21 protein-coding genes and 1 pseudogene are annotated in these 24,814 nt (G+C 49.7%); 13 read left to right on the forward strand and 9 right to left on the reverse strand.

Going from position 1 to position 24,814, the window contains the following annotated elements:
• Positions 1 to 2 precede the first annotated feature (2 nt).
• Positions 3 to 1,448 (forward strand): MFS transporter, encoded by a 1,446-nt coding sequence (locus EKM87_RS06620; protein ID WP_125683109.1) that lies wholly within the window; start codon positions 3 to 5, stop codon positions 1,446 to 1,448.
• A 119-nt stretch (positions 1,449 to 1,567) separates the two neighbouring features.
• On the opposite strand, the gene EKM87_RS06625 is transcribed toward EKM87_RS06620, so the two are convergent.
• Positions 1,568 to 4,321: an MMPL family transporter gene (locus tag EKM87_RS06625; protein ID WP_125683111.1), complete on the reverse strand. Its 2,754-nt coding sequence runs from the start codon at positions 4,319 to 4,321 to the stop codon at positions 1,568 to 1,570.
• Positions 4,322 to 4,521: 200 nt separating this feature from the next.
• On the opposite strand from EKM87_RS06625, the gene EKM87_RS06630 reads away from it, so the two are divergent.
• Both EKM87_RS06630 and EKM87_RS06635 read left to right on the forward strand, forming a co-directional pair.
• Entirely contained in the window at positions 4,522 to 4,764 is a 243-nt protein-coding gene (locus tag EKM87_RS06630) for a hypothetical protein (RefSeq protein ID WP_125683113.1), read from the forward strand.
• A gap of 142 nt (positions 4,765 to 4,906) precedes the next feature.
• Positions 4,907 to 5,884: a linear amide C-N hydrolase gene (locus EKM87_RS06635; RefSeq protein WP_125683115.1), complete on the forward strand. Its 978-nt coding sequence runs from the start codon at positions 4,907 to 4,909 to the stop codon at positions 5,882 to 5,884.
• On the opposite strand, the gene EKM87_RS06640 is transcribed toward EKM87_RS06635, so the two are convergent.
• Positions 5,877 to 6,869: a YdcF family protein gene (locus tag EKM87_RS06640; protein WP_125683117.1), complete on the reverse strand. Its 993-nt coding sequence runs from the start codon at positions 6,867 to 6,869 to the stop codon at positions 5,877 to 5,879. The genes EKM87_RS06635 and EKM87_RS06640 overlap by 8 nt on opposite strands.
• A gap of 265 nt (positions 6,870 to 7,134) precedes the next feature.
• Between EKM87_RS06640 and EKM87_RS06645 the strand changes: the two genes are divergently transcribed.
• The gene (locus EKM87_RS06645; RefSeq protein ID WP_225428409.1) at positions 7,135 to 7,659 is read left to right on the forward strand and encodes a glycoside hydrolase family 73 protein; all 525 of its coding nucleotides are present in this window, start codon (positions 7,135 to 7,137) and stop codon (positions 7,657 to 7,659) included.
• Positions 7,660 to 8,041: 382 nt separating this feature from the next.
• Here the strand turns inward: EKM87_RS06645 and EKM87_RS06650 are convergent, their stop codons facing one another.
• Positions 8,042 to 9,355, reverse strand: coding sequence for a serine hydrolase (locus EKM87_RS06650; RefSeq protein WP_125683121.1), 1,314 nt, complete (start codon positions 9,353 to 9,355; stop codon positions 8,042 to 8,044).
• Between the two features lie 214 nt (positions 9,356 to 9,569).
• Here EKM87_RS06650 and EKM87_RS06655 point away from each other — a divergent pair, with 214 nt between their 5' ends.
• The 3 genes and pseudogenes from EKM87_RS06655 to EKM87_RS06665 all read left to right on the forward strand — a co-directional run bounded on the left by EKM87_RS06655 (position 9,570) and on the right by EKM87_RS06665 (position 12,186).
• A complete protein-coding gene (locus tag EKM87_RS06655; RefSeq protein WP_125683123.1) occupies positions 9,570 to 10,388 on the forward strand; it encodes a TerC family protein in 819 nt (272 codons plus the stop codon).
• A gap of 98 nt (positions 10,389 to 10,486) precedes the next feature.
• Complete coding sequence (locus EKM87_RS06660; protein ID WP_125683125.1) at positions 10,487 to 11,110, forward strand: MucBP domain-containing protein; 624 nt, start codon at positions 10,487 to 10,489, stop codon at positions 11,108 to 11,110.
• A gap of 202 nt (positions 11,111 to 11,312) precedes the next feature.
• Positions 11,313 to 12,186, forward strand: a pseudogene (locus tag EKM87_RS06665) (NAD(P)-dependent oxidoreductase).
• A gap of 110 nt (positions 12,187 to 12,296) precedes the next feature.
• On the opposite strand, the gene EKM87_RS06670 reads toward EKM87_RS06665, so the two are convergent.
• From EKM87_RS06670 to trpX, 4 genes are read right to left on the reverse strand one after another with little or no spacing between them, the layout of a single operon-like run.
• A complete protein-coding gene (locus EKM87_RS06670; RefSeq protein WP_125683127.1) occupies positions 12,297 to 12,728 on the reverse strand; it encodes a GNAT family N-acetyltransferase in 432 nt (143 codons plus the stop codon).
• A 9-nt stretch (positions 12,729 to 12,737) separates the two neighbouring features.
• Positions 12,738 to 13,508, reverse strand: coding sequence for an ABC transporter ATP-binding protein (locus EKM87_RS06675; protein WP_125683129.1), 771 nt, complete (start codon positions 13,506 to 13,508; stop codon positions 12,738 to 12,740).
• Complete coding sequence (locus EKM87_RS06680; RefSeq protein ID WP_125683131.1) at positions 13,501 to 14,400, reverse strand: ABC transporter permease; 900 nt, start codon at positions 14,398 to 14,400, stop codon at positions 13,501 to 13,503. The genes EKM87_RS06675 and EKM87_RS06680 overlap by 8 nt, the downstream gene beginning before the upstream one ends.
• Entirely contained in the window at positions 14,397 to 15,389 is a 993-nt protein-coding gene (gene trpX / locus EKM87_RS06685) for a tryptophan ABC transporter substrate-binding protein (protein WP_125683133.1), read from the reverse strand. Before trpX ends, EKM87_RS06680 begins: the two co-directional genes overlap by 4 nt.
• A gap of 1,014 nt (positions 15,390 to 16,403) precedes the next feature.
• On the opposite strand from trpX, the gene EKM87_RS06690 reads away from it, so the two are divergent.
• The 4 genes from EKM87_RS06690 to EKM87_RS06705 all read left to right on the forward strand — a co-directional run bounded on the left by EKM87_RS06690 (position 16,404) and on the right by EKM87_RS06705 (position 20,408).
• Positions 16,404 to 17,297 (forward strand): DegV family protein, encoded by an 894-nt coding sequence (locus EKM87_RS06690; protein ID WP_125683135.1) that lies wholly within the window; start codon positions 16,404 to 16,406, stop codon positions 17,295 to 17,297.
• Between the two features lie 455 nt (positions 17,298 to 17,752).
• Positions 17,753 to 18,721 carry an ABC transporter substrate-binding protein gene (locus EKM87_RS06695; RefSeq protein ID WP_125683137.1) on the forward strand — a complete coding sequence of 323 codons (969 nt, stop codon included), beginning with the start codon at positions 17,753 to 17,755 and terminating at the stop codon, positions 18,719 to 18,721.
• Positions 18,722 to 18,736: 15 nt separating this feature from the next.
• A complete protein-coding gene (locus tag EKM87_RS06700; protein ID WP_125683139.1) occupies positions 18,737 to 19,708 on the forward strand; it encodes an ABC transporter permease in 972 nt (323 codons plus the stop codon).
• Positions 19,635 to 20,408, forward strand: coding sequence for an ABC transporter ATP-binding protein (locus tag EKM87_RS06705; RefSeq protein WP_125683141.1), 774 nt, complete (start codon positions 19,635 to 19,637; stop codon positions 20,406 to 20,408). The genes EKM87_RS06700 and EKM87_RS06705 overlap by 74 nt, the downstream gene beginning before the upstream one ends.
• A gap of 703 nt (positions 20,409 to 21,111) precedes the next feature.
• On the opposite strand, the gene EKM87_RS06710 is transcribed toward EKM87_RS06705, so the two are convergent.
• Both EKM87_RS06710 and EKM87_RS06715 read right to left on the reverse strand, forming a co-directional pair.
• Positions 21,112 to 21,804: a CPBP family intramembrane glutamic endopeptidase gene (locus EKM87_RS06710; protein WP_225426665.1), complete on the reverse strand. Its 693-nt coding sequence runs from the start codon at positions 21,802 to 21,804 to the stop codon at positions 21,112 to 21,114.
• 25 nt (positions 21,805 to 21,829) lie between these two features.
• Complete coding sequence (locus EKM87_RS06715; protein WP_125683143.1) at positions 21,830 to 22,213, reverse strand: VOC family protein; 384 nt, start codon at positions 22,211 to 22,213, stop codon at positions 21,830 to 21,832.
• Positions 22,214 to 22,397: 184 nt separating this feature from the next.
• Here EKM87_RS06715 and EKM87_RS06720 point away from each other — a divergent pair, with 184 nt between their 5' ends.
• Positions 22,398 to 23,954 carry an ABC-F family ATP-binding cassette domain-containing protein gene (locus tag EKM87_RS06720; protein WP_125683214.1) on the forward strand — a complete coding sequence of 519 codons (1,557 nt, stop codon included), beginning with the start codon at positions 22,398 to 22,400 and terminating at the stop codon, positions 23,952 to 23,954.
• 103 nt (positions 23,955 to 24,057) lie between these two features.
• The gene (locus EKM87_RS06725) at positions 24,058 to 24,648 is read left to right on the forward strand and encodes a L,D-transpeptidase (protein ID WP_125683145.1); all 591 of its coding nucleotides are present in this window, start codon (positions 24,058 to 24,060) and stop codon (positions 24,646 to 24,648) included.
• Positions 24,649 to 24,814: the final 166 nt, after the last annotated feature.

Raw genomic sequence — 24,814 nt, forward strand, 5'->3', positions numbered from 1 at the left:
GCATGGCAGGGAAGAACTTTACGAATGATCCACAAATCCAACAACATCGTTGGTGGATTTTGGTGGCAGTATGTTTGTTTATTTTTATGTCGACGTTGGATGGTAGTATCGTTAACATTGCCTTACCCGTAATGAGCAAGGACATGGCGATTCCCATGAACCAAGCAGAGTGGGTGGTTTCCATCTACTTAATTATTATTTGTGCGTTATTGCTATTATTTGGGAAGTTGGGGGATACTCGCGGAAAAATCCGTATCTTTAAGCTGGGGTCTGTCCTCTTTACCGTGGGGTCATTGCTCTGTGGATTCAGTGTTAGCTTGCCGTTCCTATTGGGCGGTCGCGTAGTTCAAGCCGTGGGTGCGGCAATGACCATGGCGACCAGTAACGGCATTATTACAGAAGTTTTTCCTTTTAGCGAACGCGGACGAGCTTTGGGGATGATTGGGTCCTTTGTTGCTTTGGGGAGTATTGCTGGTCCAGGAATTGGCGGAATCATCCTGGCCCACCTCAGTTGGGGATATATTTTTTGGATTAACGTGCCTGTCGGAATCCTGGCTCTTTTGCTGGGACAACGAATTTTGCCCCGTGATTTGATTGTGACCAAAGAGGCCATCGATATTCCTGGTGCAAGTTTGTTTGCCGTATTGATGGTGAGCCTGTTTGCCGGCGTCTTTATTGGCCAGGAGGTTGGATTTGGGCGACCACTGATTCTCGGTCTATTTGCCATTGCGGTGCTCTCTTTGATTTTCTTCGTTCGCGTTGAGTTGCGCGTGGCTGATCCAATCTTGGCATTGCATTTATTTCAGAATAAAGAGTTTTCTATCAGTATTCTATGTGCCTTCCTGATTTTTGTGGCGAACTTTTTCTTCAACGTCATTGCACCGTTCTACCTAGAAAATGCTCGGGGAATGGCCGCTAATTACGCTGGGTATGCGTTGATGACCTTTCCCATTGTCCAAGTGGTTGTGGCACCAATTGCCGGTAGTGTTTCGGATAAGATTGGGCCTGAACGATTGACGTTTGTCGGACTGATGCTCATTTCAATCAGTCAAGTTGGGTACATGTTAGCCAATCTCGTGACGCCGTTGTGGGTCTTCATGTTCTTCATTGGGTTAGTTGGCTTGGGTAACGGGATCTTCATGTCACCAAATAATACGATTGTCATGAGTTCGGTGCCGGTTCAAAATTTAGGGGTTGCTGGGAGTATCAATGCTCTAGCCCGAGAACTGGGCATGGTTATTGGTATTTCCATCGCCACGACGGTCCTCTTCTCGGCGATGGGGCACTATGCAGGCCATCACGTGACCGCCTATTTACCTAGCCATCCTGAGATCTTTATCGCTGGTATGCGGGTAGCGTTCATGGTTTCTCTGGCCATTTGCCTGGTCGCCACGGTTATTACGGGCTGGCGAATGTTTAGCCACCGGTCGGGCAAACTGGCTGAGTAAGCAATTACCTGTTGTCAAAGACACAATCGCAGCCGGGAAAATCAGGTTAGTTAGACGATTAGCACACGTCAAAAAAGGCTCACCACAATTTTGTGGTGAGCCTTTTAGGTTACATAAGCTTATTTAGCATCTTTGTCTTTCTTAGTAGGCCGGTCAGCGCGTCGTTGTCGACGGAACTGATGCGGCTTTTGGGCGGGAATGATAACTGACAGTTTCCCGAACGAGGAGGCCATCAGTGGCAGTGCCAAGTTGAAAATGATTGCCGTGAAGATGGTAATCAGGGTAACCGCCGTTAACGTTTGTGATTCAGCGGCTAAGAGGCCGAGCACCCCGGCAATGATGATGAACAGGGAGTGCCGCATCGTTTGGCCAACTTCATGAATACCAGGAAGTAACCAATCGAGTAACGGTGCATCGTTCAACCGGTAACTCAACGCTAACTGGGTCAGTTCGACGACTGCGAGAACCGTCAGTGGGACAAATGCCAGCAGTGGAACCTGCCAGTTGAAGTCGCCATCGCCGGTCAACCACTTCATGATGAGGTGGGTCAGTTGGTAACTAGCCAACGTTGATGCCAGGAACGTTAAGAACCAGTAGCTGGCTTGCAAGAGCGAACGACTGAAGATGATCAGCAGGAGTAACGTAATGCCGAAGACTAACAGGAGCACTCTTGGTAGGTCGTGTTGGTATTGATTCTGGATGGTGGCCATCGTGACTGGTTGACCAGTGAAGGTCAACGTTGAGCCTGCCAGGACGGTCCCGCGTAATTGACTAGTAGCTACCTGACGCAGTTGGTCCAAGGTTTCGGCCGTGTTTTTAGCGTTAGGTTCTTGTTTCAACGTAATCGTCAGGTACGTGGACTTCACATTTTGGTTCGTGAAGTTGGCCATGGATTGTTGGAAATCACCACTTGCCAGTTGGGTTGGCGTGAGGTAGAGGGCCTTAGCAGCTTCAGACGTTTGCAAGCCACCCAGGTAGGTGTACATCTTGTTCAACGTCTTTTGCATGCTAACAACTTGCTTCCGAGAACTCTTCAGGCTATCGTTAACGGCCTTCAGGGTGTCGGCGTAATTACTCAAGTTGGAATGGGCGGTCGTTGCATCAGTATTTGACGTGTTAACACCCGTAGACAGGGTAGTCAACGTACTCAATGCTGAGTTTAACTCAGTGTTGACGGCGTTCAATTGGGCAATGTAGCTGGTAACCTTCTTGGAGGCACTGCTACTGCCGGAAGCACTTGAACGGGATAAAGCACTTTGTAAGGATGTTTGTAACGTGCTGCTGTCGCTGACCAAGCCATTGGTTTTGGTGGTCAGTGATTGAAGTCGTTTAACTTCCTTATTTAAGTCCTTTTGACGTAGGTTGGAGCTGTCAGACTTCAGATCGTTACGAACGGTCCCAAGTTGTCCAACAACACCAGTCAAGTCTTCGTTCAACGTGCTCAACTGATTGGAAACGTAGTACTGGGTGATTGGTTGACCACCAGGTTGTGTGACCGACGTAACGGAAGCAACTCCAGGTTGAGCCCGTAACTTCTTGGTTAAATTATCTAATTGGAACAGTTGATTTTGATTGTCCAAGCGCTTGTTGGTTTGCAGGTAGAGGGTCACAGGAGTGGCCTTTCCTTGACCAAAGTGTGCGCTTAATACCCGAGCACCCTGCACGGCTTGATTATTCGGAATATCTTGCGAGTTGCTGTAGCTTAATTGATTACGGTAACCATAGGCAAATGGACCGGCAAGGTAGAGGACAGCCAGAACGGCAATCCATGGTTGCCAGAGACCAAAGCGGGCAAGACTATGCCAAAGCTTGTGATCCTTGAGAGCTGGCCGCGTTTTCTTTGGCCAGAACAGGCTGCTACCCAGCATCCCGGTAAAGACGGGAATCAGAGTGACACTGGCAATCCCGGTAATGGCAAAACCAATCCCGAGTAAGCCAAAGGCCCGAATGGTTGAGAAGTCGAAGAGCATTAAGCTTCCAAATGCTAAGGTTAATGTCAGGGTGCTGATCAGGATCCGGTAACCCAGGTTTTGCACAACTTCTGTCGTAGCAATCTGACTGGCTTCACCATCATCAACGCGGTTCCGTAGTTCACGGAAGAACCAGAAGCTCGTCAGAAGGGTGAAGAGGCTGATACCCATCAACAGGAAGATCGGCGTAAATTCAGAGTACGCGAAGTTCCAGTGGTAGGCCAGGTTAGTTGCCAAGCTCAGTGTGGAGATATAACTGATTAAAATGGCTAGGAACGTGATGATAGGGGCAATGATTGAGGCGAATAAAATCCCCATGGCAACTAAGGCAATCAGTAACGTCATCAGGATAACAATTAAAGTGTACGATGCAATGTGTTCATTGGCTGCGTCACTAACGATTTCAGGACTCGTTACGTAGGTGTTCAAGCCAATGGTCGAAATCTGACTGGAAAGTTGATCGGTGATTTGCCGAACAGTTCCTTGATTATGACTGACCTCTAGCTGAACAACTTCGGTCGACTGGTCCTTAGAGAAAAGTTGCGGTCTAGCGGTTGGTGTATTCGTCATCGTGGTAACTTTCTTGACGCCGTAATACGTCGAACGCTTTTGCAATTCCGTTACAGACTTGTCAATTGCACTAAGTTGCTTAGTGGTTAACTTGCCGTCCGGGTTATTGTAGACCGCATTCACGGTGTAGGTCCCGTTTAAATTACGCCCCCAAGTGTTCTTGATCTGGGTCGCTTTTACGGGTTGACTCGTATTTGCCAATTGTGGCTGGCCATCATACTGAATGATGGTGCTGACGTTTGGTAGGGTAATAATGGCCGCAAAGACCACGATCAACCAGAATACGAGTGCAAAAATTCGGTTGTGGTGAAGCTTTCTTATCCGTTCTTGCATATGTAGTCTGAGTCCTCTCTATGTAATCAATTTCCCGCCGTGCAAGCAGGGTGTAGTCCATGTTTAATTTTACCATAATAGGAAAAATTGGGGCTGTTTTCAGGTGGATTTAAGAAAAGTTAAGAAACTCTTTAGTTGACTTAAAATTCTTAACCGGTAAAGTAGGGAATCGCGAATTCAATTAGAAAGAAGCGAACACCATGTCAAAACACCATCAATCTTATCAAAGTCCCTTCGCAGCAATGTTGACGGAACAACGTTTTCCCTTTGCCAGTCAATTGGCAGCTAAGGCCCACCTTGACCCCAGCCAAGTTATGTTCGCTTACTTACAGATCACAGCAAACGTGCCCACGACGTTAGCAGCCGTTCCCCGCCAAAAAGAAATCGACCGACGGTTCCAGCAATTTTTGACGGACGCTGCTAAGCCAGTGACTGATGATTAACAAGAGGCGAAATGGTTGAAGCAACGCGCGGTTTCGCGTAAACTGGATTAACCATTAAAAAGTTACTTAACAAACTAGACCAGCTGATTAAAAAATTGTGAGCTTATCGAGGTTCGGGTAGCCATGAAGGAGGAAGATACCTGTGTGTACCAGCATTTTACAGATTGCGAAGGACGGCAGCCACATTTTAGCGCGAACCATGGACTGGCACGCGCTATACGTGCAACCGCTCTTTGTTCCACGGGATTATCAGTGGGAGAGCGTGTACGATAATCATGTGCACACCAACAAATATGCCATGATTGGCGGTGGTGGCGCCCATCATCATGAAATTGATGTTTCTGATGGCGTCAACGAAATGGGGCTGAGCGTACAAAAGTTAACGTTTGCGAACGGCTCCAACTTAGTTGACGAACCCACTTACGGCCAAGTCCACCTGGCACCTTACGAATTTTCCTTCTACTTGTTGGGCCACTACGCTTCCGTTGCTGACATCGAGGAACACATCGATGAAATTCAGTTGATGAGCGGCAAGTATGCCGTCAATGAGATCGGTGATTCCGAGCTCCATTTTGCTGTAGTCGATCGGACAGGTCGAACCGTGGTCATTGAACCGACCCATTTTCCCATGCGTGTTCGGGAGAATCCGTTGGGCGTGGTGACCAACAGCAAGGACTTTGAGTTACAGCTGGAACGGCTGGGTCAGTACGTCAACTACACCGATGACTTTGAAGCGGGGACGTTACCGCTAAACGCGACACGGGTCTCCACCGGTCGTTTTTCCGGCAAGCCAGTTCCTAGCGGTTCCTTTACCCCGGGCGGCCGCTTTGTCCGGGCAGCATACTATAAAGAACGCGCCGACCTGCCAGTCGATGAGCCAGCAGCCATCGTCAGCGCGTGGCACCTCTTGAATAGTGTCACGGTACCGAAGAGTCATCAATACCGGCCAACTTATTCTGTTTATCGGGCGGCGACTTGCTGTGAGTCATTGACGTATTATTTTCAACCGTACAACCGACTCGGTTTAGTCCAGTTGAAATTAACCCCAGAGATGTTGACTTGGACGGAACCAAAGTTCTACGAAGTTGCCAACCAACTGACGGTCACACCACTTAACTGATCAGTAAGAGCCATAGCACGTTGGCGGTCAAGAAACCAATCAACACGCCCCGGTGTAAACGGGGATGTAACATAATGATGGCTAAAAATTCACGGGCCCAGGCCCCTGGTAAGTAAGACCAGCGCACGTGGGCTGGGTAGCCACCGATTCGAAGGCCAAGTTCACTAGCCAAATGTTCAGCGCGGAATAAGTGATAGTTACTGGTGACAATAATGACTTTCCCACCGCCATCGGGTAATTGGGACCACAGCCGCTGACTGTATAAAATATTAAACAAGGTGTTCGTGGCTTGGTTTTCTTCAATAATGTCCTTGGCATCCCAGCCATGGGCGACCAGATAAGCCGCCATTGCCGTCGATTCAGGACACGTTTCATCAGGACCCTGTCCACCAGAAACAATAATGGTGGGCTTTTTTATTTGCCGTTGGGCAAACGCTAGTGCTGTATCCAAGCGACTGCCGAGCACGCGGCCAATCTGGTCACCGTGTTGGAGGCCAGCTCCTAAGACGAGGAGGGTATCCGCCCGTTTAGCGCGCCACCAATCAGCACGCAAGGCGCCAAAGAGACTGGCAGCAAAAAGGATTCCCAGGTAGGTACTGAAGGCGGGGATGAAGGTTAACCACGGCCAAAATGAGGTGCCAAAATGGCCACTGTTTAGGCCGTACACCCACCCCACGGCAAGAATCACCCATAGCCAAACGCCAGCAATTAGACCGTACGTGAGGCGTTCCTGTTTCCGAACGACCAGGTGCGGGGCGTTTAAAATCAGAAGGAGGGTGAAGATGCCCAAGCCACCGACCAGTGCGATTAATACCCAACCGACGTGCGCCAACACCTGTGCCCAGAGGTGCTTAGAAAAGCTGGCGACGATGATAATCAGGGCGCAGCTGACAGTGGTGACCACCGCACTGGTTAAGCCGCGGGGCTGCCAAAAGGTAAAGAGCGCAGTGAGACAGATTAGAAAAACGATGGTGCTAAGAACCATTTTGGCACCCCCTTAAAGGTTAAGATTTATTGACACTTTCAGATTTTGTTATTTCTGGTGAAAATCTTGTTATAATGAGAAATACTGGCCTGTGTTCGCTGAATGCAGTGCACACACAATTAAGTCTATTATAACGGAAATCGGAGGGACCAGGGTGGCCAAACGGCGAAGAAAACCTAGGAATGCAAGAAAACGACGACCAAATTCTGCTAGAGCGACCTGGATTTTTGTCCTGGTCCTGCTGGTCTTGGGTGGTGGCATGTTGATGAAAGATCACATTCAAGCAGCAGTACAGCCACAACCAACCGCCCATCAAGTGACGGTTAAGTCGGTTTCTGGTGAGACGCCGGCGCAACAAGCGTTTATTCAGAAGGTCGCTACGCCAGCCGTAAAGGTTTACCGCAAAAACGGCCAGGTCCTGCCCAGCATCGTGATTGCCCAGAGTATTCTGGAATCGAGTTGGGGGACGTCTAAAATCTTTCAACAGGCGAATAACCCCTTTGGTATCAAGGGAAGTTATCACGGTAAGACCGGTTCGTTTGTGACGCACGAGTACGTGAATGGGGAACGTATCAAGATTCACGCTAACTTCCGAATTTATCCCAGTTTAACGGTTGCCATCCAGGATCACGACAATGTCTTAAAGAGCCGCTACCTACCGCAACCAGCGAAGAATTATCAAGAAGCTTCGCAGAAATTGCAGGCGGGCGGGTACGCCACTGATCCCAATTACGCGCAAAAGCTTAACAGCTTGATTGTCAGCTATAAATTAAATCAATTTGATAAATGATGTGGCGTCGTTTGCCGCTTAACTAAGAAGGACCTGAGATACGTACGTATCCCAGGTCCTTCTTAACTTTAGTATGGGTTGTCGCTCTCCGGAGGCCAGTGATGTAGCCGGCTTCGATTGCGTTCGACACGATAGCCGTTGAAAATTTTACATGCACTGTTTTGTTTACAAGCAATTTGATGGTAGCGAAATACTGTGTAAGCCGAGAGGTCGCCAGATATGGGCTCAGGCGCGTCGTTCTTCTTAATCAGTAGGTGGTTTTCCTACTGGCTTAGAAGAAGACCAAGCTTGGAGACTCGGTACTTTCGAGGCTTCAAGTTGCGTCCGCACCGTTCCAGCCCATACCTGGCGACCGGTAAGGCGAGGGAGGACACACAGTTTCTTAATTTTCGTTGTAGTACCGGGCCAAATCATAGAGAGTGGTGGCTAACGTGTTGATTGACTTAGTCGGTCCCTGGTTGGCAAAGAGAATCACACCAGATTTGTTGCCTTCCGAACCGTAGAGAATCGTGTTGTAGCCGGAGCCACTGAGGGCACCCCGAACACGCTTGATACCACCGCTATAGTGGTACAAACCGCCGGCGTAACTTAATTTGTAATTGTCCGAGAGGGCGTAATATTGGCTCTTGGTTAAGATTTTGCCATTACGGAGACCTTTTTGAATCTTGTAGTAATCTTCTGTCGTGGAGTAATAGTTACCCGCACCCAACAGGGAGGACATGAGTTTTTGTGAGACACCGTTGGCAACGTTGCTTTGACCATTGGTGTAGCTGTATCCGCTGGCAACAACGCTCGCACTAGGCAAGTTATCCCAGGCAAAGGTGTGTTTGAGCTTTAAGGGTTGAATAATCCGATTTTGAACTAATGTATCGTAGTTCTGACCGGTGACCTTGGAAGCCACGCCAGCTAACAGGGTGTAGTTGGCATTGGTGTAGTTAAAGCCCTGGGTACCAGTCACTTTGAGCTGCCCCAACGTATAGTTGATCTCTGAAGCTTGGGTCGTGAGTAGCGAACCAGGTGTCGTTTCGTCCATGTCGATGCCGGAACGGTGATTTAAAAGTTGACGTAATGTGATACTGCCGCTGCTTCGAACGCTGGGGTAGTATTTACTGAGCTTGTCATTGAGGGAAAGCTTACCACTAGCCGCCAATTGTTCGATGATGGCCCCCGTCATGACTTTCTGAAGGGAGGCAATTGGGAACAAGGTATTGGCGTTATTGGCGAGCTTACTAGTGGCGTCGGCATAACCGACGCTGACGTGACTGGCTCCACTCGAGTAGTTGTTAAAGAGCATCGCGCGTCCTTGAACATGGTAATTCTTCAGTAAAGCCGCGGCGTTTTGCGAACGACTGTACTTTTGGAGGGCCTTTTGATTGACCCAACCAATCGTTTTGCCATACCAGGCAAATTTAACGTAAGTACTCCCATCGGATAGCTTGGCGGTCTGCGTCACCTTAACGAACCGGTGTTGCCAGTTCTTACCACTAGCGTCGCGGGTCTTCGCGGACCGTTGCGTGTAGTAAGGTGCGTAGTAGTAGATGCCGTCATTCCGGCTACCTTGATTGACGAACCGGGCGTTATAACTGGTCTTGGTCGTCGCTGTAATCTGTAAGTAGCTCTTTGCAAATGCTGATTGGGCGGGTAAGCAGCCAGCGACCAGCAAGATTGTCCCGATAAGTAATACAAGCTTTTTCAAAGTAATCATCCATTTCCCCTTAGTAATACCTCTCATCTTACCGCGATTTGTTTGCGGTTGGGTAACAGATACGTAGCGGTTCGGTAACATTTTGAACGTTTTAAGGCATGTATGAGTAAATTCAACTAACTAATGGGGCAAGTTAATTCGCTAATGATTGACTTAATGTGTCGCATGTTAATCGAGAGTGTGGTAAACTAATGCAAAATAATTTATGCAGTTTAAGGAGCTGACGCAAGCGTTGCTACATTTTCTTGGCCAGTTGTATGGGCCATTCTTTGATATTCGTAATTGGGAAACAGTGATTACTTCGGGAAACGACTGGCTCATCATCTTTTCATTGGTGTTGATCGAGTGTTTGTTGTCCGTGGATAATGCTGTCGTCCTTGCCGCGCAGACGCAGTCGTTGCCTACCAAAAAAGAACAGGAAGAATCCTTGTTCTACGGGATTTGGGGGGCTTATATTTTCCGGTTCATCATCATCGGACTGGGAACTTACCTGATTAATTTCTGGGAAATCAAGGTCATTGGGGCCTTGTACCTGGTCTTCCTAGTCTTCCAGTACTTCACCAAGACGCGAGTGAAACATACGCGTAAATTAGTGAAGGATAAAAAACGTCGATTACTTCCACTATTTTGGTCGGTGGTCTTACAGATTGAAATGATGGATATTATTTTTTCCGTCGATTCCGTCTTGGCCTCACTGGCCATCTCAAATAATCCGGTCATTGTCTTAATTGGGGGATTGATTGGTATTCTAGCTATGCGGGGTGTGGCTGAGGTCATCATGAAGTTGATGCGCCGGATTCCAGAGCTGGAACCCATGGCCTACATTTTAATTGGTATCATTGCTGTGAAGCTATTTGTGTCTATTCCAGCAATCGATATTGAGATTCCCGCCACGCTATTTGGTATCATCGTCTTGGGAGCCATCGTGTTGACGCTATTGATCCACGTGATTCGTAAGCGGCGGCAACCGCAGACACAGACCAGTAAGCCCACTAAGAAGACGTCCAATTCAACTGAATCGTAAGTAATTGAGGTGGCCTTGCGGGGCTGCTTTTTTTTTCACGGATAAGTGGATTCAGGGGTATACTATAGAAAAATTAATAAAACGGGAGTTGGTGGACTATGAGTAAGAAATGGCGTAGTTGGTGGTTATTGTTGGGCGTGGTGGTTCTCGGAATTACTGGGTTCACGGTGACGGGACAGGCGGCAACCACGGGGAAAGTTGTCGTGACCTATAAAGTCGCTGATGGGACGGTATTGGCACGGAAGACGTTGAAGGGTAAGGTCGGTCACCAGTATAAAACCTCCAAGAAAAATCGGTGGGTGAATCCCCAAATGTACGCGTGGAATCAAAAACAGCCGCGGCATTATCGGGTGAAGTTTACCAAGAAGACAATTCGGGTAACGTATAAATATCTGACACCAACAGCCTTCTTCCGGCTCTGGGGTGGGGATGGCACACAGATGACCAATATTCAGATGGATGGCAATCATTTGATTTTTGACGTCTCAACTAGTCTGAAGGGTGCCCATTTCTTGCGGGCAACGAACTTCACTAAGGGGAAAGTCACGGTGAACAACAAGGTCCGACTGACCCGGGGGAAGGTCTTCAAAGGAAAAATCAGTGGGACGACGTTTAAGTCGTTAGTGATTACCAGAAAACGGGTCCAGGCGACATTCTGGGCATATAATAAGCTGTATACGTATAAATTTACTGCGAAGACGCTTAAATTTGTTCACCCGTAGTCGAAAAATCAGCGGTTAGGTTGGATTTTGCAGATAGCACACTAATCGGTGATAGTTAGCCAAGTTAAACAACTTAGCCAATGAATAGACGGTATATTCAACTAAATGCAGGCTGGCACTAATCCTAGCTTTAGGAGCGTCCCCACTGATTTTGACGGCTAGCATGTTATGATGAGGCTAATAAAAACGGGAGGTAACGTTTATGCAAATTGGATTTATTGGGACTGGCGTCATGGGAACTGGGATTGTGAAGAATCTCTTGCAGGCTGGTCGGTCAGTCAGTAGTCGTCTTCAACAGAACCAAGGCGCACGCCCAAGCCGTTTTGGATGCCGGGGCAACCTGGGCTGATACGCCGCAAGCGGTCGCTAGCCAATCTGATATCGTCATGACGACCATGGTGGGTTATCCCAGTGATGTGGAGGCCGTTTATACCGGTGATCACGGGATCTTTGCTGGGATTCAAGCTGGCAGTGTGGTGGTCGATATGACGACGAGTACGCCAGCTTTGGCGGTCAAATTAACCGAAATTGCCCACGACCACGATGTTCAAGCGCTGGATGCCCCCGTTTCTGGTGGCGACGTCGGGGCTAAGAACGCGACGTTAACGGTCATGGTCGGGGGCGACCAAGCTGCTTATGACCGGGTCTTGCCAGTCTTTGAACAGTTAGGGCAACGCGTGAGTTATTTTGGCGGCGCAGGTAAGGGGCAGCATACCAAGATGGCCAATCAAATCATGATTGCTGGGACGATGACGGGGCTGACGGAAATGTTGGTCTATGCCAAGGCAGCCGGCTTGAATCTACCACAGGTGCTCGCGACCTTGAGCAGTGGTGGCGCCGACAACTGGAGCATGGACAATTACGTTCCCCGAATTCTGAAGGGGGATTACACCCCCGGTTTCTTTGCCAAGCATTTCCTCAAGGACTTGCGGATTGCCTTGCAGGAAGCTGATCGGATGGCCCTCGATTTGCCCGCTACCAAGCAAGCCAAGTTGCTCTATGAGGCTATGGTAGAAGACTTTGACCTAGGCGACGATGGGACACAAGGCCTGATTAAAACTTACGAACAGAAATAATGACACCAGCGTAATCGTAATTATAAGTCAGAAAAAGGGACCGGAAAATTAACTTTCCGGTCCCTTTGCTATTGGTCAAAATTTAACTCAGCCTGCCCACTTTGACCGAGTTAAAAAGTCTTTTTAAGAGTTATCACTGGTGCGCCATCTTCATCGAAGGGGTCACCAACTACCTGATAGCCACAGCGTTCGTAGAAGCTTTTGGCTGTTAGTTCGCCGTCAATCAAGCCGGAGAGAAAGCCGTGTTGCTTTGCCCAAGCTTCACCAGCTTGAAGGACTTGCCGGCCAATGCCTTGACCGCGAAGTTGCTGGCTGGTGCAGACTCGGCCGAAACGCATCTCCGTGGCTGACTGGGGTTCTAAGCGCAACGTGCCAACTGGCAGTTCTGGCCGTTGGTACGCCACGACGTACAAGCGTTCAGGCGTGTCGCGGTCATCGAACTCAACGTCGCGGGGAATCCCCCGTTCAGTGACGAAGCTGGCCTGGCGTAGGGCCAAGGCGGCTGCCCGATTGAAGGGAGCGTTTGAAATTACGATTTCCATGACGAGCTCCTATTCGATCTCAGCGAAGAAGCTGTAGAGCTGTTCGCTAGTCAGTGCTTGTTTCTTGTCGCCCGCCACGTCGTAAGTGACCTTGCCGTGGTGCAAGACAATCAGCCGGTTGCCGTAGGTCAGGGCGTCTTCCATGTGATGGGTGATCATTAAACAGGTCAGATTATCTTGGGAGACCCGTTCGTTGGTTAGGTGCATCAAATCTTGCCCCGTCCGTGGGTCAAGCGCCGCCGTATGTTCGTCCAATAATAGAATTTCTGGACGTTTGAGGGTGGCCATCAGGAAGCTTAATGCTTGGCGTTGACCACCAGAGAGGTTACCGGTGGCCGTCGTCAACCGTTCATCGAGGCCGTTGTGCATGGTGGCCGTCAGTTCCTTGTAGTGGGCCATGTGCCGGTTTAAATTGCGGGGCATGAGGCCGCGCCGCTGTCCTCGGCGTTCAGCGAGTAACAGATTTTCAGCAACGTTCATCCGCGGCGCGGTCCCCAGTTTGGGGTCTTGGAAGACACGGCCGAGAAAGCTGGTCCGTTTTTCCACGGAGTCGTGGGAGATGTCCTTACCGTTGAGAAGAATCTGACCGCTATCGATACTGAGGTCGCCCCCAATAGCGTTAAACAAGGTTGATTTCCCCGCCCCGTTGGAACCCAGCACGGTGATGAAATCGCCGGCGTTAATGGTGAGGTTGAGGTGGTCCAGAATGGTAATTTCTTCTGGTGTGTTGCGGTTAACCTTTAAGACCACGTTTTTAAGTTCGAGTAATGGTTTAGTCATTGGTATCCAACCCCCGTTTCAAAATATGCTTGAAGTTGAAAATGTTCTTGAAGACTGGCAACATCATGCAGATGGCCAGAATGATGGAGGAAATCAGGTTGAGGTCGTTGGCGCTGAACCCCAGCTTGAGGACCAACAGGAGGACGAACCGGTAGAGAATACTCCCCAGGGTGACCGCGACCAGCCGTTGGTTCAGGGTCAAATCACCGAAGGCTACTTCACCAATGATGATGGAGGCCAGGGCGATAACGATGATCCCGATACCCATGTTGACGTCAGAGTAGCCGTTGTTTTGGGCAACCAGGGCGCCCCCGAAGGCAATTAGCCCGTTGGAGACCATCAGTCCCATGATTTTCATGTTGTCGGTGTTGATTCCAAGTGACCGCGCCATCGTTTGGTTATCGCCAGTGGCGATGAAACCTTGGCCGAGTTCCGTTTGCAGGAAGTAGATGACCAGGGTCGTGATGACAATCATGACGGCCGCGCCTAACACAACGCTATCGAAGTATTGGGGCAGGGAAGCCAGGAAGTGATTTTTAAACAACGTAGATTTCCCTAATAAAGAAACGTTGGCACGACCCATGATCCGTAAGTTAACCGAATAGCAGGCGGTCATGACTAGGATGCCGGCTAATAAAATGGGAATGTGGCCCTTGGTGTAGAGCAGACCGGTGATGAGCCCAGCAATGGCACCAATGGCGAACGCCAATAGTGTGGCGAGTAGCGGGTTCATCCCGTTACTGATGGCGGCGACAGCCGTGGCCGCTCCCAAGGGGAACGTTCCTTCAACGGTCATGTCGGCAAAATCTAGAATTCTAAAGGTTAGGAATAACCCAACCCCGAGGACGGCCCAGAGTAGGCCTTGCCCGATTGTGGATACTGCTAAACTCATTTGAAGACCTCCCCATGTTCTTTGGCTTCCTTAACAACTGATGCTGGTAGCGTGATGCCCAGCTTCTTGGCTTGCGACAAGTTAATGGTCATTTCACCCTTGCGTTCAAACTTGATTGGCGTGTCGGCGGGCTTCTTACCCTTTAAAATATCGGCAGTCATCTTACCCGTTTGAACACCGAGCTTGTACTGGTTGATACTCAGAGTTGCTAATCCGCCAGCCTTGACCATCGTATCGACGGCTGGGAAGACGGGGACTTTCTTGGCGTTGGCCGTGGAGACCAGCGTCTGCATAGCACTGGCCACGGTGTTGTCGGTTGGCACGTAAACGGCATCGACTTGGCTGACCATCTGTTGGGCGACTTGGTTTAAGTCGTTGGTGTTTGCGATGGAGTAGGCCTTCAGCGTCACGTGTTGTTGTTTACAAAGTGCTGCGAATTGGTGATACTGCGCGGTGGCTGAGTCATCAGATGATGTGTAGATGATACCCAACGTCTTCATATTTGGCATGATTTTTTGAATCAATTTTAATTGTGACTTGAGTGGTGCTTGGTCAGAAACCCCAGTGACGTTATTACCGGGATGTTCGTTGCTCTTGACTAGGTGCGCCCCCTCAGGGTCGGTGATGGCCCCGAGAACGACGGGGATGTTGGAACTGGCATTGGCCAGTGCTTGCGCGGATGGCGTGGCGATGCCAATCATGGCGTCGGCGTTCTCGTTGACGAAGCGCGCGCTCATCGTTTTCAGATTACTCTGATCATTTTGCGCGTTTTGAAAGTCGATTTTCACGTTCTTACCAACGTGGTAACCTTCTTCGGCTAACCCGTGAATGATTCCTTTATGGATGGCATCCAGGGCCGGGTGGGAGAGAAGTTGCAAGATGCCGACCGTTGGTACCTTAGCTTTCTGAGCAGTTTGGTGTTTCTCTTGAACAAAGGCGAAACCGAGAAAAACAAGTAAAATGGCAATGAGTCCGTATAATCGTTTCATTTTCTAATCAACCTCACTTATTTTGGAATTGGCAGTCGATACAAAAAGGGCACCCAGTCCGGCCGGGTGCCCAAAGAAAAAGGCCCGCAAAACCGGATAGTAAACATCCGTGCGGGCCATTGCATCAGAAAGTTAGCCGGCGCAGATGCGAGAATCGCTCTGGGAGCTCAAGTCGCATCAACACTGATGAGACTTGATTACCGGCTTTGCCAACGTCCATTAAGTTCAATCGCAGACATTTGCATATAACTTTCCTTCCTTCCGTTTTGATTAAATTTAGTGTACGGCATTGCTTAAAGACCGTCAACCTTAATTTTCACTTTTTTCTGAAAGTGGTGGTTGGTGGGGTGGCTGGGTTGCCACCTCCGGTGGCCGGGACTGGGGGCCGCTGTGGGGACCGGCGCAAGCCTGAGAGGCGGTCTTGCTCCTCGGTTAGAAGCCTCGGATAATGCCCCGAGTCTCCTAACCGTCCCACAGTGTAACCTGGCCCAAAACACCAGGTAACACTGTTGTCACTGCGGCCCCCAGTCCCAGCCACCTGCGGCTACTCTGAGCTGATGGCAATTATGTAGTTGGTGAAAATTGCGAGTAGTTGTGATGATTGTTCTATTACCATTAAGCAGCATTGGTGGATGGAGGCAATACTGACTACTCTTCAGAGATATCTGTGCTGGCTAATGTGCTGTTACCTGGTCACACTAAACAGCTCTGAAATTATTGTTGGTCGGCACCCAATTTTTGGTATACTGGACGATAACAGTTGATGGTTGAACACAAGTTAAGCCGGAGGCGGTCAGGTTGGGGTCAGCTGTGAAAATGGCGTTAGCTAGTGGGTTGCTAGCTTACGGCATGGGCGACTTTGAAGACAGGTGGGTTAACCTGGCTTCAAATCGAGCGAGAAGCCCGGTTCACAGGCTGAAGCGTCCCCACAGCAGGCCCCGACCTGACCGCCGGAGCGCGACCATTACAACTAATATACATAACTTAAATATCAGTACAGCAAGGAGGCTGCTCATGAAGATTGCAATCCTGACGGACACGTCGGCCGGTATTGCCTTTGATGAGGCTAAACAACGGCACATCCACCTGTTATCAGCACCAATCATGTTTGGTAACCGGCAGTATCACGAGTACGAAGACTTGAGTACCGCGGATTATTATCGGTTGATGCGGCTATCTAAGTCTAAAAAAATGGTGCCAACCGCACCGCAATTGTCCATGCAGACGATTCAAGCGGCTTGTGCTGAGTTAGCCCAAAACGGGGTGACTGACGTCATCATCATTGGGCCATCACTTGGTATCTCGGGCTTTGTGAATACGCTGGCCGCGTTCGTGGAAAACATTACTAGCGTCCACGTGCACCCCTGGGATTCACGCGGTATCTTAACAACCATGGGTGAACAGGTTCGCTTAGCCGCAGCTTTGGCCGACCGGGGGGCCACCATCGCTGAAATCTTTGAGCAGTTGACGAAGCTGCGGGCCACTACCCACAGTGCCTTTGTCATTGACTCTATTAAGCCACTGCTGCGGACCGGTGCGGTCAATCCCAGCCATAGTCCTGGTCCGGCGCCAATTTTACCCGGCAAACCGATTCTGGTCTTCGAATCAAACGGAAAAATGCGGGTCGCTGGGAGTGCTTTGCGGTTGAAAGGGGCTCTCAGCGATTTCTTAGATGACCTGGCAACCGACATTGCCGGGGTAGCTCCAGTCAAGGCAACGATTTTGAACGCCGACCAACCGGAGACCACTGCACAATGGGTGGCAACCGCCCAAGAACGCTTTCCTACCGTGACTTTTGAGACGGCTTTGATTGGCCCCAGCTTTGGCGTTCACGTCGGTGATGGTGCCATGGGACTCGCTTGGTGCCAAGATTATCGTAGTCTATTAGCTCCTGAAAATGAGAATTAAATTAAAATTAGGGTTGACAGGCCCATTTCAAAATGGTTAACTGGTAATTGTAAATTGATAAATGAAAGGGATTATGACTTATGAAATTAATCAGCCTAACTCATTTAAATAACCAGTTTGCCTTTAGCTTTTTCTTTAGATAGCGTTTGTATTCATTTCGTTGGATACGAACGCATCGCACAATTGCGTTTGTATCTATCGATTAGCTAAAGTTTTTCAGCATGACTTAGCGCCAGATAGATACGGGTTAATCTATCTGGAGAAATAATATCGGGCCCGATATACACCAGGTAGATTCTACTCAGAATCTATCTGGTGTTTTTTGTTTTTCCGGCAGCCCTGGACGCAGGGTCACCGCGCTGGATACTGGTTATAAATTTACCAATTAGTCTTAACTAAATAACGTTCCGTGACCGGGACGACAACGAAATCACATATTCTTGGAGGAATTGATTATGAAAAAATTACTTATGAGTGGCATTGCCTTATTAGGTTTAGGGTTAGTTTTAGCAGGGTGTTCCAGCAAGTCGACTGCCAGCAACGGTAACTTAAAAGTCGGCATGTTGCAGGTCGTGCAACACGGTTCACTCGACGAGGCCCGGCAAGGATTCAAAGCCGGTTTGAAGCAGGAATTGAAGGCTCATCACAAGTCGACGAAGGTGACCTACCACTACTTAAACGCACAGGGTGATCAAGCCAACCTGAATACCATGAGTCAGCAATTGGTTCAACAGAAGAATGATTTATTAGTTGGTATCGCCACGCCAGCCGCACAGGGCTTAGCCAAGAAGACGAAGACTACACCAACGTTGGTTACCGCCGTGACTGATTTGAAGTCAGCTGGCCTGGTCAAGTCCAGCAGCAAGCCGCAGACCAACGTCAGTGGCACGAGCGACATGACGCCGGTGGGCCTGCAACTCAAGTTACTGGCTAGCATGACCAAGGGCAACAAGCCATTGGGAGTGATGTACAACTCTTCAGAAGAAAATTCTGTCTTACAAGTGAAGATTGCCAAGGCGTACGCCAAGAAACATCATTTGAATTTGAAAATTGTCAGTGCTACTAGCACCAACGATGTTACGAGTGTGTTAGCTGGACTGACCGGCAAGGTATCCGGCCTGTACTTACCAACCGATAACTTGATGGCAAGTGCCATGAAGACCATTGGTCAAAAGGCGAAGGCTGCCAAGTTACCAGTTGTTACCGGTTCAATTGAAATGGCGCAAGATGGTGGGACTGCTACATACGGCATCAACTACTACGACTTGGGCAAGCAGACTGGGAAGATGGCCTACGACGTCTTAGTCAACAAAAAGAAGCCACAAAACATGGCCGTTCAAGAATCTAAGAAATTGCACTTATACATTAACCAGACCAACACCAAAGCAATTGGGTTGAAGCCTAGTCAAATTACGAAACCTTAGAAAGGGGTAACTTCTATGTTAATCACCAGTATCGGGCAGGGCCTCCTGTGGGCACCCCTAGTCATCGGCGTTTTCATCACGTTCCGCATCTTAGATATTCCCGATTTAACCACCGAGGGGAGTTTCCCGTTGGGGGCGGCTGTGACGGTCAGCGCCATGTTGAGTGGTCAGTCCGCAGTCACTGCCAGTTTACTGGGCTTCCTCGCTGGCTGTGTGGCTGGTTGGGTCACCGGTATCCTCGACACCAAGCTACACATGCCATCCTTACTTGCCGGCATCTTGACGATGACCGGACTGTATTCCGTCAACATGCACATCATGGGTAAGTCTAACGTGCCCTTGTTATCACAGAAAGTGTTGACCAACTACTTACCAGCGACGTGGTCGGTCGATTTGCAAACGATTGTCGTCGGCGCACTGGTCACGGGAGTCGTCGTGGCCGTCTTGATTTGGTTGTTCAAGACGCGGTTAGGGTTGTCCCTAATGGCCACTGGGAACAACGCGGCTATGAGTTCAGCCAACGGAATTTACACGGACCGGATGGTCATTATTGGCTACATGGTTTCCAACGGGTGCATCGCCTTATCCGGTGCCCTGATTGCGCAAAGCAACGGGTACGCTGATATTGGGATGGGAATTGGGACCATCGTGATTGGCCTGGCCTCAGTCTTGGTCGGTGAAATTTTCTTACGGGGCCGGCAGATTTGGTTACGCCTGTCTGCCATGGTCCTGGGAGCTATCATCTACCGCTACTTATTGACGGTGGCGATGGGGTTAGGTTTCCCAGTCGACGACCTCAAAATTCTTTCGGCGGGAATCTTAGTCATTGTTATTTGCCTGCCGATCATTCGTAACAAGTACCGGACGCGTCAACAACTTAAACGTTACCTCAAACAGTTAGGAGCCGATGAACATGAAGCAGAACCAATCAGCAGTCTTAAGCGTCAAGCATCTCCAGAAGGTCTTCTTTCCCGGGACACCAAATGAACGGCACGTGTTAAAGAACGTGAGCCTGACGATTGAGCCGGGAGATTTTGTTTCAGTTATCGGGAATAACGGGGCTGGGAAGTCAACGCTCCTGAACACGATTGCGGGGACGTTAACGGCAGACGCGGGGGACCTCACGTTGGCCGGACACAGCGTGACCAAAAAGTCCGTGGCATACCGGGCCAAATGGTTATCCCGCGTCTTCCAGGATCCTAAGATGGGGACGGCAGGTGAGCTGAGTGTGGCGCAGAATTTGACGCTGGCCCAGCGGCATACGCATAGTATGAGTCTTCATTTGTACCGCAACGCCCAGCAAGAGGCTGCGTACCAAGACTTGTTACGGCCCTTGCAAATGGGCTTGGAAGACCGACTGACGACGCAGGTGAAGTACTTATCTGGTGGGCAACGTCAGGCGCTATCCCTATTAATGGCGACATTGAGTCATCCGGAATTGCTACTGCTAGACGAACACACGGCGGCGTTAGATCCACAAACCAGTGCTAAGGTGATGGAACTGACGCAAAAGATTGTCGAAACGAATCATTTAACGACCATGATGATTACTCATAAAATGAGTGATGCACTGACCTATGGCAACCGACTCGTCATGGTACAAGACGGGCAGGTCAAGCTAGATGTCTGTGGTGCCGAGAAGCAAAATCTCCGGCAAGACGAACTGATGGCACTGTTTGCTGAATAATTAGTGGGTGGAGCCGCCTGCGGCCGCCAGGTGCCACGCTGTGGGGCCCGGCCGAAGCCAAAGAGCGGTCTTCGACCTCGCCTCGCAGCCTCGAAACCCGCGAGTCTGTGAGGTCGGCCCAGCTAGTAAGCCAGCCCAGAACGCTGACTAACTAGCTCGACACAGCGTGCCACCTGGCTGCCTCCGGCCTCAGTGTGACGATGGATTCGTCAGTGATGTTGATACGGTGAATTGGAGCTATTTGACGGTAGTGTATCAAATTATCTTGACGCGGTCAGCACATTAAAACGGTTCAGACTATCGGTGGGCGTGGCCTGAACCAATCCATCTGGTAATGTTTTCTGCATGGTTGGCTACTGTAGTCAATTGATCAAGATGTTGTCATCACCACTTATGTCTCCAGCAAATTGTCTTTGATTTACAGTTACAGTAAATCTTAGCCGGAGGTTGGCAGGGATGGTGGCAGCTGTGACGGTGATGTTGAAGCGGGTGGGATTCCCGCTTCTACATCACGGGACGAGCTTAAAGACCGCGCGTTCTTGGCGGGGGCTTTAAGTCGAGGAGCAAGACCGTCTTTCAGGCTTGCTCCGGTCCCCACAGCAGGCGCCATCCCTGCCAACCGGAGGCGGCAATTAGCATCAATCAAATACGCAAAAAAGGTGAGGACCGCCAAGTGGCGACCTCACCTTTCGTGTGTTTAGGGTTATATGAGCGACATTAAATTGTTCAGAAAATGCAGCGCCGTACTGTACCGAACATCTTTGAAATGCAGGTACGCGATCCCCAGGACCCACCCCAGGGCGGAGTACATCAGCAGCGTAAACGAGATGTTGTTCGCGTGCATAAATCCAAAGATGAGGCCCGAGACCAAGACGCCCAAGAAATTCATGAGCCTGGTGTTTTTACTGAAAAAGTAGTTCAGAAAAATTCCGCGGAAAATCATTTCTTCGACGAACGGGGCGAAGAGAATTGCGTAGGCCAGGTTCCAAAATGGAAATTGCATGACCTGCTGATTGATGGCGGTTTGGTTGGCAGGACTACTCAGAATGTGAAGGCTGGTCAGTACGATCCAAAGCCGTTGGATGGCCATCATCAGGACGAAGAAGCCCATGAGTTGCCAGAACCGCTGGCTCGTCAGTTTGGTTCGGCCAAAGCCACGGGGGTTATTAGCGCGCAGCTGTTTATTGTACCGCCAGGCTAGAAAAGCTAGCAACAGCGCCGAATAGATCAGCATGGCACCGACCAACCGGTTGGCCAGGTTGGGTTGGCTGGCGTGGGTGGTAGCCAGGTCGAGAATCAAGCTGTCGACCAGGTAAATAAAGATGAAGCCAATCCAACGCAGACTGCGTAAGAGCCAGTCACCCAGATCCCGCCCCATTTTCGTTAACGTATTCATCTAACTGAGGGGCCTCCTTATCAGGTTATTTATCGTATTTGCCGATTTCAATTAAGTTTTCGTCCGGATCGCGAACGTAGATAGAGGTCATGTTGCCGAGGGCCCCTTGCTTAGGTAGTGGACCGTCGATGATTTCCACCGCGTAGTTGGTCAGGTGAGACAAAATGTTGGCCAACGGGTCCGTGGCGATGATGGCAAAGTCTGCGCCACCAACCGTGGGGTGCTTAGCAACTGGCAAGTGGGGTTCGTCGCTCTGTTGGAAATTGAGTTTTTGTTTGCCAATTTTGACCCCACGGCGACCGTCATCAAACTCAATGATGGGGAGGTCGAATACCTCGTGGTACCAACGCACAGAGCGTTCGATGTCACTAACGGTGAGGGTGAGGTGATCAATGTTACGAATATTCATAGATAGTCAGTCCTTAGGCAATAAATTTCACCCATTATAGCATAGATTCCAGCCGGTCCCTAAACCATCAAGTTGACGTAACCGGGCTTTTCGTGGTAAATTACTACCAATATATGTTATGAATAAAGGCCTTGACCGTGTCAGGGCTTTTTTCTGCGTGAGAGAAGAAGGGAAGGGACTAAACGTGCCATTATTAGAAGTCGACGACTTAAGCATGAGTTTCGCCGACAAGAAGCTCTACGAAAACGCCAGTTTCACCTTAAACAAGGGTGAACACATGGGTGTTGTGGGGCAAAACGGTGTGGGAAAATCCACATTGATCAAGATTATTACGGGTCAGGAGCTCCCATTGACTGGCTCAGTGAAATGGCAAAAGAAGACCCACATTGGGTACTTGGACCAATACGCTGACATTCCTGAAGGCATGCAGCTGATTGATTTCCTCCATACAGCCTACGCTGACCTGTACGAAATGAACGACCGGATGACGGCCATGTACACGGAATATGCGGAAACTATGGAAGACAAGTTACTGGAGCGGGCCGGCCGGATTCAAGAACAGCTGGACGCCCGGAACTTCTACGATATTGAAACAGAAATTGAACGGGTCATCTCCGGACTAGGATTGGATGACATTGGCCGGGACCACGAAGTCGCTAAGATGTCTGGTGGGCAACGGTCCAAGATTATCTTGGCTAAGCTGTTATTGGAAAATCCAGACGTCATTCTTTTGGACGAACCGACTAACTACCTCGACGTTGCGCACATTGCCTGGTTGGAAGACTACCTCAATAACTTTGACGGGGCAGCGTTGATCATCTCCCATGATTATGATTTCCTACAAAACGTGACGAACTGTATCATCAACGTGGCGTTTGGGGCAATCACGAAATACCGGGGGAACTTCAAGCAGGCCATGCGGCAACGGGGCGAACGTGAAAAGGCCCAACAACGTGAGTTTGACAAGCAACAGGTCGTGATCGAAAAGGCCGAACGCTTTATTCGGAAGAACAAGGCCGGGTCGAAGTCGACCATGGCTAAGTCTCGAGAAAAGATGCTGAACCGGATCGACCGGGTCGATCCACCTTCGACGAACGTGCAAGCCCATTTCGATTTCCCTTACCAGGAAACGGGCTCGCAAAACGCGTTGGTGGTTGACCAACTTTCTGTTGGATACGAGCGGCCACTGTTGAAGCCCGTGACATTCTCCGTGACGACTAACCAAAAGGTTGGCCTGACCGGGTTCAACGGGGTTGGTAAATCAACGTTGATCAAGTCCATTCTGGGGCTCATCAAGGCTAAGGGGGGGGAAGCGCATTTCTCACCTTCCGCCAAGATCAGTTACTTCAGCCAGGACTTAGTTTGGGATAACAATCAACAGACCCCCTTACAAATTATCCAAGCCAAGTACGAAAAGTTGCCTCAAAAGGCAATTCGGACTAAGCTATCTAAGTGTGGGTTGGATTCGGCCAACGCCATGAAACCAATCGGGGAACTTTCCGGTGGGGAACAGACTAAGGTCAAGCTGGCTATGATGGAATTCGAGCCCGCTAACTTCCTGATCATGGACGAACCGACGAACCATTTGGACGATGAAACCAAGCAGGCGCTGAAGCAGGCTATCTTGAACTTTAACGGTAATGCTATCATCGTCAGCCATGAGGCCAGTTTCTACACCGGCTTAGTTGATAAGATTTTAAACGTTGAAAAGCTCAGTTTAAAAAATTCCGCTGAAAATTAGGTTGCAGGCTTATTACGTTTTCGTAAAAGGCGTTCCCTTTTTCAGAAAAATCCGTTACAGTTAACTGTGGTTAAGAAAATCGAAGGATAAAGGACGGAAAATCATGAGACGATTTAGGCAGCTCCTCGTCATTGTCGTGTTAGTGATTGCGGCGGGTGTCGGCATCAGTCGCATCTTCCACAAGGCTACTAACACTGCCACGGTTCGCACCACGCAGACCGCGGCCAAACAGCCTAGCGCAGAAGCAAAAACAATTAACTGGCGTGAACCGTCAGAAGATAAGGCTTATCCCAATCTGAAACAGCATCCGAATGCCTGGCTAGATGTTGATACCGGCCGGCAACGGGTATACGTTAAGGATGGCAGTCAGGTGCTCTACACCATGTACTGTTCGACAGGAACCGGTAAGAAGAATGGCACGCCGCATGGAACCTTTGCAATTCAGGAGGAACGGGGCAAGTTCTTCTACAACCAGTCTTCCGGGGAAGGCGCCAAGTATTGGGTCTCCTGGAAGGACCACGGTATCTACCTGTTCCACACGGTACCAACGGACGCAAACGGAAATTATATTAAGAGTGAAGCTGAAGAATTAGGTAAGTCGGCTGCCTCACACGGGTGTGTGCGGTTGTCGGTTGCCGATGCGAAGTGGGTCTACAACAACGTTCCTACCGGGATGAAAGTTGTGGTGCACTAGTCAACAACGACTGAAAGTCTGGACATTTTGTCCAGACTTTTTTGTTTTGTGGATGATTTACGACGCCCCCGCTCGTCCGGACTGGGGCCGGCTGTGGGGACCGGAGCAAGCCTGTGGGGCGGTCTTGCTCCTCGACTAGAAGCCTCAGAAGTTCACTGAGTCTCCT

The organism is Levilactobacillus yonginensis (genome assembly GCF_003946265.1).
Classification (GTDB): Bacteria; Bacillota; Bacilli; order Lactobacillales; family Lactobacillaceae; genus Levilactobacillus; species Levilactobacillus yonginensis.

Bases quoted from the DNA above. Each gene is read 5' to 3' on its own strand.
- EKM87_RS06625 (WP_125683111.1), bottom strand. From the start codon at position 4,321: ATGCAAGAACGGATAAGAAAGCTTCACCACAACCGAATTTTTGCACTC.
- EKM87_RS06710 (WP_225426665.1), bottom strand. From the start codon at position 21,804: ATGAATACGTTAACGAAAATGGGGCGGGATCTGGGTGACTGGCTCTTA.
- EKM87_RS06705 (WP_125683141.1), top strand. From the start codon at position 19,635: ATGAAGCAGAACCAATCAGCAGTCTTAAGCGTCAAGCATCTCCAGAAG.
- EKM87_RS06655 (WP_125683123.1), top strand. From the start codon at position 9,570: ATGCAGTTTAAGGAGCTGACGCAAGCGTTGCTACATTTTCTTGGCCAG.
- trpX (WP_125683133.1), bottom strand. From the start codon at position 15,389: ATGAAACGATTATACGGACTCATTGCCATTTTACTTGTTTTTCTCGGT.
- EKM87_RS06715 (WP_125683143.1), bottom strand. From the start codon at position 22,213: ATGAATATTCGTAACATTGATCACCTCACCCTCACCGTTAGTGACATC.
- EKM87_RS06630 (WP_125683113.1), top strand. From the start codon at position 4,522: ATGTCAAAACACCATCAATCTTATCAAAGTCCCTTCGCAGCAATGTTG.
- EKM87_RS06675 (WP_125683129.1), bottom strand. From the start codon at position 13,508: ATGACTAAACCATTACTCGAACTTAAAAACGTGGTCTTAAAGGTTAAC.
- EKM87_RS06690 (WP_125683135.1), top strand. From the start codon at position 16,404: ATGAAGATTGCAATCCTGACGGACACGTCGGCCGGTATTGCCTTTGAT.
- EKM87_RS06660 (WP_125683125.1), top strand. From the start codon at position 10,487: ATGAGTAAGAAATGGCGTAGTTGGTGGTTATTGTTGGGCGTGGTGGTT.
- EKM87_RS06640 (WP_125683117.1), bottom strand. From the start codon at position 6,869: ATGGTTCTTAGCACCATCGTTTTTCTAATCTGTCTCACTGCGCTCTTT.
- EKM87_RS06620 (WP_125683109.1), top strand. From the start codon at position 3: ATGGCAGGGAAGAACTTTACGAATGATCCACAAATCCAACAACATCGT.
- EKM87_RS06680 (WP_125683131.1), bottom strand. From the start codon at position 14,400: ATGAGTTTAGCAGTATCCACAATCGGGCAAGGCCTACTCTGGGCCGTC.
- EKM87_RS06670 (WP_125683127.1), bottom strand. From the start codon at position 12,728: ATGGAAATCGTAATTTCAAACGCTCCCTTCAATCGGGCAGCCGCCTTG.
- EKM87_RS06700 (WP_125683139.1), top strand. From the start codon at position 18,737: ATGTTAATCACCAGTATCGGGCAGGGCCTCCTGTGGGCACCCCTAGTC.
- EKM87_RS06645 (WP_225428409.1), top strand. From the start codon at position 7,135: ATGAAAGATCACATTCAAGCAGCAGTACAGCCACAACCAACCGCCCAT.
- EKM87_RS06695 (WP_125683137.1), top strand. From the start codon at position 17,753: ATGAAAAAATTACTTATGAGTGGCATTGCCTTATTAGGTTTAGGGTTA.
- EKM87_RS06725 (WP_125683145.1), top strand. From the start codon at position 24,058: ATGAGACGATTTAGGCAGCTCCTCGTCATTGTCGTGTTAGTGATTGCG.